This window comes from Adlercreutzia rubneri, assembly GCF_009755265.1.
GTDB classification, from domain to species: Bacteria; Actinomycetota; Coriobacteriia; order Coriobacteriales; family Eggerthellaceae; genus Adlercreutzia; species Adlercreutzia rubneri.
This window is the reverse complement of record NZ_WPOO01000027.1, coordinates 21,110-28,146: the sequence shown is the minus strand read 5'-3', so window position 1 is coordinate 28,146 and position 7,037 is coordinate 21,110. Positions and strand designations below refer to the sequence as shown.

Annotated in this window: 5 protein-coding genes; all 5 read left to right on the top strand. The window is 63.0% G+C overall.

What is annotated here, in order from left to right; genetic code table 11:
* Positions 1–254: 254 nt before the first annotated feature.
* The 5 genes from GO707_RS11125 (at position 255) to GO707_RS11105 (ending at position 6,927) form a co-directional block, all read left to right on the top strand.
* On the top strand, positions 255–551 hold the full coding sequence (locus tag GO707_RS11125; protein WP_114540214.1) for a RelB/DinJ family addiction module antitoxin: 297 nt from the start codon (positions 255–257) through the stop codon (positions 549–551).
* Position 552: 1 nt separating this feature from the next.
* Positions 553–1,017 carry a type II toxin-antitoxin system VapC family toxin gene (locus tag GO707_RS11120; RefSeq protein WP_114540213.1) on the top strand — a complete coding sequence of 155 codons (465 nt, stop codon included), beginning with the start codon at positions 553–555 and terminating at the stop codon, positions 1,015–1,017.
* A gap of 261 nt (positions 1,018–1,278) precedes the next feature.
* On the top strand, positions 1,279–4,737 hold the full coding sequence (gene dnaE, locus GO707_RS11115) for a DNA polymerase III subunit alpha (protein WP_114540212.1): 3,459 nt from the start codon (positions 1,279–1,281) through the stop codon (positions 4,735–4,737).
* A gap of 178 nt (positions 4,738–4,915) precedes the next feature.
* Positions 4,916–5,746 (top strand): tRNA pseudouridine(38-40) synthase TruA, encoded by an 831-nt coding sequence (truA, locus tag GO707_RS11110; RefSeq protein ID WP_114540211.1) that lies wholly within the window; start codon positions 4,916–4,918, stop codon positions 5,744–5,746.
* Between the two features lie 59 nt (positions 5,747–5,805).
* A complete protein-coding gene (locus tag GO707_RS11105) occupies positions 5,806–6,927 on the top strand; it encodes an aldo/keto reductase (protein ID WP_114540210.1) in 1,122 nt (373 codons plus the stop codon).
* Positions 6,928–7,037: the final 110 nt, after the last annotated feature.

The following is a 7,037-nucleotide window of genomic DNA, read 5'->3' as shown; positions in this document are numbered from 1 at the left end:
AAGTCATCCACGGACATCTCGCCGGGCATCGAGAACCACAGATCCAGCGCATCCTGCTTGGCCCTCTTGTCGTACATTCGAACTCCCTTCCGGACACCTGGGTGTCCAACTTGGAGTCCGCACCCCCGAGACGCTAACAACTCGAGATTTCATGCGATTTCGGGGTAGTTCGTCGACCGAACAAGTGATAAACAGTAGTCTTGACTTTCTCAAAGGTTGTACTCAAAATGTTGTACATCGGAAAGGAGGTCACTGTGACCGATGCGATGGTGACGGGGCGGATGCCGGAGCGGAAAAAGCAGCAGGGGCTTCGTGTGCTCAAGCGAGATGGAATGAACGCCTCCCAGGCGGTGAACCTCTTGTTCGACCGGCTGATCGAGGAGGGGAGCGCCGACTTCCTTTTGCAAGATGGCGATACGTCTGCGGGCGAGCGGTGGGCATCGGCGGCGCACTTTGTCGACAGCCTCTCGCGCAAGCGCTCAACACGGTTCGACGATATGACGAAGGCCGAGATCAAGCTTGACCGTCTCGCCGCCAAGGGGCTGGTGTGACATGGCCCAAGCCAAGCTACTTCTCGACACCAACGTGGTTGTGGACTACCTGAATGAACGCGAGCCGTTCTACGAGAAGGCTCGGCTGCTGATGATTGGCGGTCGGGTGGGGGAGTTCGAGCTATGGATCTCTTCGTCTCAGGTGACCGCTCTTGTGTACATTCTTTCCAACGGAGGACGAGCGAGCGAGATGGACGCCGTCATGGGGCAATTGCGGGGCCTGCGCACCTTCGTCAACGTGTTCGCAGCGAGCGAGAGGGAGATCGACCTGATGCTCGCCGCCTCGTGGCACGACCCGGAGGGCTATCTCCTTTACGAAATCGCCCTGGCGCTTAGAGCCGACGCGCTTATTACCCGCAACCAGCTCGATTTCCCCCAGGGCCTCGTTCCCGTCATGAACTGCGACGAATTCTTCCAATGGATGCGTGATATGCACGGCCTCGACTACGGAGAGATTGAATTCTAGGTTTGATGGTGCTTCCGCTGGCTTGCGCTCCCAGGGCATTCCATGCAAAACTCACTGTTTGTTCGCACACCGTGGGGCGACAGGCTGGTATCATGGCAGCCGAGAAAACGACGAAACTTGAGAGCGGTCGAAAGGGAAGCGAAGCAGCGGGGAGGTCCTCACGTCAGCCGCGCGCTTTCGACCCAGCATGATACGACACAGTGCGCGTAATCACACCATAAACGAACTCGTGCGCCGCCGACCTTATCGAAGGGGCTGACGATGGCATTTGTCCATTTGCACAACCATACGGAATACTCGCTGCTCGACGGGCTCACCCACATCAAGGACATGGTGCGCCGCGCCGCCGAGCTGGATATGCCGGCGGTGGCCGTCACCGACCACGGCGTCATGTCCGGCATGGTGGAGCTCTCCGACGCCTGCGACGCCGTCGAGAAGGAGACGGGCAAGCGCGTGAAGCCCATCTTCGGCTGCGAGGTGTACTTCACTCCCGACGAGTCCCTGCGCAAGGACGTGAAGCCGAAGCTGTATCACCTGCTGCTTCTGGCGAAGAACAACGAGGGCTACCATAACCTGCTGAAGCTCGTCAGCGAGTCCCATGTGGACAACTTCTACTACAAGCCGCGCACCACCTTCTCCATGCTGCAGAAGTACGGCCACGGCATCATCGGCTCGTCGGCCTGCATCGCCGGCGTTATCCCGAAGCTGCTCGACGAGCGCCGTTTCGACGACGCCGTGGAATGGGCCCGTAAGTTCGCCAGCTGCTTCGATGAGGGGGACTTCTACATCGAGCTGCAGAACCAGGGCATCCGCACCGACGCCGGCTTCACCCAGACCGAGCTGAACCACGAGCTCACCCGCGTGGCGAAGGCCGCGGGACTCAAGACCATCGCCACCAATGACTTCCACTACCTGCTGAAGGAAGACGCCGAGGCCCAGGACATCATGCTGTGCATCGGCACCGGAAGCACGGTCAACCAGACGAACCGCATGAAGTTCGAGAACGACCAGTTCTACATGAAGACCGAAGAGGAAATGCGCGAGGCCATGAAGGACTTCCCCGAGGCCTGCGACAACACGGTGGAAGTGGCGGCGAAGTGCGACGTCACGTTAGAGCGCGAGCCCATCCTGCCGAAGTTCCCCCTGCCTGCGGGCGAGACCGAGGAATCGTGGTTCCGCAAGCGCGTGCAAGAGGGCTTGGAAAAGCGCTACGGGACCCCGGTGCCCGAGCGCGAGCAGAAGCAGGCCGATTACGAGATGGGCATCATCATCCAGCAGGGCTTCCCGGCCTACTTCCTCATCGTGCAGGAGTACATCGAATGGGCGCGTAGCCAGGGCATCGGCGTGGGACCCGGCCGCGGTTCGGCCGCCGGCGCCATCGTGGCCTACGCCATGGGCATCACCGACCTTGACCCCATGCCCAACGGCCTCATGTTCGAGCGATTCCTCTCGCCCGAGCGCGTGGAGATGCCCGATATCGACGTCGACTTCGAGCAGGGGCGCCGCGAAGAGGTCATCAACCACATCAAGGACGTCTACGGCGAGGACCACGTCTCCCAGGTGATCACCTTCGGCACGCTGCAGGCCAAAAACGCCGTGCGCGACTCGGCCCGCGTGCTGGACTACCCCTACGGGGTGGGCGACCGCATCTGCAAGATGATCGGCGACGAGCTGGGCATCACCATCGACAAGGCGCTGGAGACTAATCCCGACCTGAAGAAGGCCTACGATACCGAAGAGGACGTCAAGCGCATCATCGACGCCGCGAAGTCCATCGAGGGCCACGTGCGCGGCGAGGGCGTGCACGCCTGCGCCACCATCATCTGCCGCGACCCCATGAGCGATCACGTGCCCATGAAGCGCGACACCAAGGGCGGCGGCATCATCACCCAGTACGACGGCCACTACACGCCGGACCTGGGCCTGCTCAAGATGGACTTCCTGGGTCTGCGCACCTTGGACGTGCTCTCCATCGCCTGCCGCAACATCGAGGAGCGCACGGGCACGAAGATCGTTCCGGAGGAGATTCCCACCGACGATGAGCTGGCTTTCAAGCTTATGCAGTCCGGCAACATGGACGGCTTGTTCCAGGTGGAGGGCGCCCTGTACGTGAGCCTGTTCAAGCGTTTGCCTCCCAAGCAGTTCTCCGACGTCGTGGCCTCCATCGCCCTGAACCGCCCGGGCCCGCTCGAGTCCGGCATGGTGGAGGACTACATCAAGGCGGCGAAGAACCCGGCGGCCGTGCACTACTACGACGACCGCCTGCGCCCCATTCTGGAAGAGACCCACGGCACCATGGTCTACCAAGAGCAGATCATGCAGATCTCCATGGCCATGTCCGGCTTCTCCGCCGGCAAGTCCGACAAGCTGCGCAAGGCCATGGGCAAGAAGAAGCTCGACATCATGCGCCAGCTGCAGGCCGACTGGGACGAGGGCGCCGTGGCCAACGGCTACCCGCTCGAGATCGCCCAGCAGATCTGGGCCGACGCCGAGAAGTTCGCGAAGTACGCCTTCAACAAATCGCATTCGGCCGCCTATGCCATCCTCGTGATGCGCACGGCCTACCTGAAGGCGCACTACCCGAACGACTTCATGGCCGCCGTGCTCACCAGCTACATGGGCAACACCGACCGCCTCATCCGCTATATCGCCAGCTGCAACAAGAACGGCACGCCGGTACTGCCGCCAGACATCAACGCCTCCCGTGCCGAGTTCACCCCGGTCGAAGGCGGCATCCGCTTCGGTTTGGTGGGCGTGCGCGGCGTGGGCAAGAACGTCGCCGACGAGATCATCGCCGAGCGCGAGGCTAACGGCCCGTTCACGTCGCTGCACGATTTCGTGAACCGGCTCGACGCGAAGTGCTACAACCGCAAGACGCTCGAGGCCCTCATCAAGGGCGGCGCCTTCGACTCCACCGGCTACACCCGCAAGCAGCTCATGTACTTCGTGGAGGAGACGCCGCTGCTCGAGGGCGCAGCCAAGCGTCAGAAGGACCGCGATGCCGGCCAGGTGTCCATGTTCGACATGTTCGCCGACGACGCTGACTCCGGCTTCCAGGAGGACGTGCCCGCTCCCGACGGCGTGGAATGGGACAAGCGCACCAAGCTCGCCTACGAGAAGGAGATCATGAAGATCTATGTGAGCGAGCACCCGCTGGCCCCCTATGAGGGCACGCTGCGCCGTATGTCCCGCTACGACATGGGCACGCTCTCCGAGCAGACCAAGGAGATCAAGAACGGCGTGTTCGTGGGCATGATCTCGAATGTGGCGACGAAGCTCACGAAGCGCGGCACGAAGATGGCCACGTTCACGCTGGAGGACACCACCGGCTCCATCGAATGCATCTGCTTCAAGTATGACGACTTCGCCGAGGTCATCCAGGAGGACGTCATCGCGAAGATCAAGGGCAAGTTCGAGAGCGGCGACCGTGGCAACCAGATCATGGCCTTCGAACTGGAGGCGCTGGAGCTTAACGAGGAGGACGCGCGGCCGAGCCATTTGGAGCTGCGGGTGCCCTCGCGCTCCTTCGACCAGAACCGTTCGGCGCATCTGAGCCGCATCCTGAGCTCGTACCCGGGCCGCGACGGCGTAGTGCTGTTCGTGCAGCAGGCCGACGGCCGCCGTTTCCGCGCCGAGCTGCCGGTGTCGGTAGATGCCCAGTCCACGGTGCTGAAAGCGGAGATCCGCGACCTCTTCGGCCCGGAAGCTATGATCGCCTAGTCGTTCCGTGCGCCCTGACGGGACGCACGGACTGCTCGACGCTGCGAGGCTCTGGTGCATTTCATATTCACCCTTGTTTTGGGCTCGGCGTTGGCGAAGCCAACTTGGCCCAAAGGCGGGCGAATCTGAAACGCGCCAGAGCCTCTCGCTGACTTTACGAACGAAAAGTGAGTAGTAAATGAGTGAAGTGATTTGGAAGGAATTGCATAGACCGAGTTTGGAAGAGCGGGCGGGCGCATGCGAGCGGGAGCTCACGTTCTCGGCGACGGTGGCCTATGCCGGGGCGCCGTTTGCGGGGTTTGCGAAGCAGCCGGGGCAGCTCACGGTGCAGGGGGAGCTGGAACAGGCGCTTTCGCTGCTATTTCGCCGATCGGTGGACGTGGTCTGCGCCGGGCGCACCGATGCCGGCGTGCATGCCCGCGGGCAGGTGGTCTCCTTCGACGTCGATAGGTGCGAGTTGCGCGACCGCACGCCCTACAACCTGCGGCGCTCGCTGAACGCGCTCACCTGCGAGGGCATTGCTGTACGCGCGGTGGAGGAGCGGCCGCGGGGCTTCTCGGCCCGCTTCGATGCCCAGTGGCGCGAGTACAAGTACTTCCTCGCCACAGGGGATACGCCGCCGGTATTCACCGATCGCACCGCCTGGTACGTGGGCCCGAACTTGGACATCGCCGCCATGGAACGGGGCGCCTTGCACCTCATTGGCGAGCACGACTTCAAGAGCTTCTGCATGGCCGCCTCGGCCGTCGGCAAGCCGACTTGCCGCAACGTGGAGGAGATTTCCATCGCCTCCGAGGAGATTCTGGGCGAGCCGCACCGTGTCGTCACCGTGCGGGGCAACGCCTTCCTCCATTCCATGGTGCGCACCATCGTGGGCACGCTCGTCATGGTGGGCCGCGGCCAGCGCGACGCCGACTGGGTCGCCGAGGTGCTTGCCGCCCGCGACCGCCAGGCCGCCGGCGAAAACGCCCCCGCCTGCGGCCTCATCTTCTGGTCGGTAGGGTACTAACCTGCTATGATAAGCGCATCGGTAATTTTTGCGCGTGCGCACAAGAAAAGGGGAGTGCCATGGAGACTGTAGGGAAGTTGGCTCCGCTCGGGTTCGGGTTCATGCGGCTGCCGCTTAAGGACGCAGATGATCCCACGTCCATCGACATTGACAAGGTCTGCGAGCTGGTGGACATCTTCATGGACGCCGGGTTCACCTATTTCGACTCGGCCCGCGGCTACCACGGCTGCAAGTCGGAGTGGGCCCTTCGCAAGGCCCTTGTGGAGCGCTACCCGCGCGACTCGTTCACCATCGCCACGAAGCTGCCGGCGTGGCTTGCGAAGGACGCCGACGAGGCCCGCGCCATGTTCGACACCTCCCTTGAGGAGTGCGGCATCGACTACTTCGACTATTACCTGCTGCACAACCTGGGCGAGACCCTCACGCCGCCCTTCGACGAGTACGGCCTGTGGGAGTTCTGCGCCGAGAAGAAGGCCGAGGGGAAGATCAAGAAGTTCGGCTTCTCTATCCACGACAACGCCGAGGAGCTTGAGCGCGTGCTGGACGCCCACCCCGAGGTGGACTTCGTGCAGCTGCAGATCAACTACGTGGACTGGGAGAGCGATATCATCCAGTCGCGCAAATGCTATGAGGTATGCCAGGAGCGCGGGCTGCCCGTGGTCATCATGGAGCCGGTGAAGGGCGGCACGCTGGTGAAGCTGCCCGATTCGGTGGCCGATATCCTGCGCGCGGCCGAGCCCGGCGCCCCGCTCGCCTCCTGGGCGCTTCGCTTCGCCGGCTCGCTGCCGAACGTGATCGCCGTGCTCTCGGGCATGAACACGCCGGAAATGGTGGCCGAGAACGCCGCCATCATGCGCGGCGGCGTGCCGCTCACGCCGGCCGAGTACGAGGTGATCGACGCGGCTCGGGCGGCCTTGGAGTCGCTGCCCGGCGTGCCCTGCACCGACTGCCGCTACTGCGTGAAGGGCTGCCCGGAGGGCGTGCACATCAACAACATCATGCAGTCGCTCAACATCTATGACCAGATGGGCGACGCCTACCGCGCCCAGGAGAACTACGACTGGAACACCGGCGACGGGAAGGCGAGCGCGTGCATCCAGTGCGGCGCCTGCGAGAGCGTCTGCCCCCAGCATATCGAAATCGTGAGCCAGCTTGAGCGCGCGGTGAAGCTGTTCGAGTAGCACCCCGCACCCTCGCCCCCAGCGCCCCGCGCTCTCCGTTTCTCGGAAACACGGGGTGTTCAGGTCAATTTCACGCTATAATCACACAGTTTCAACGGGCGGCTGCACCG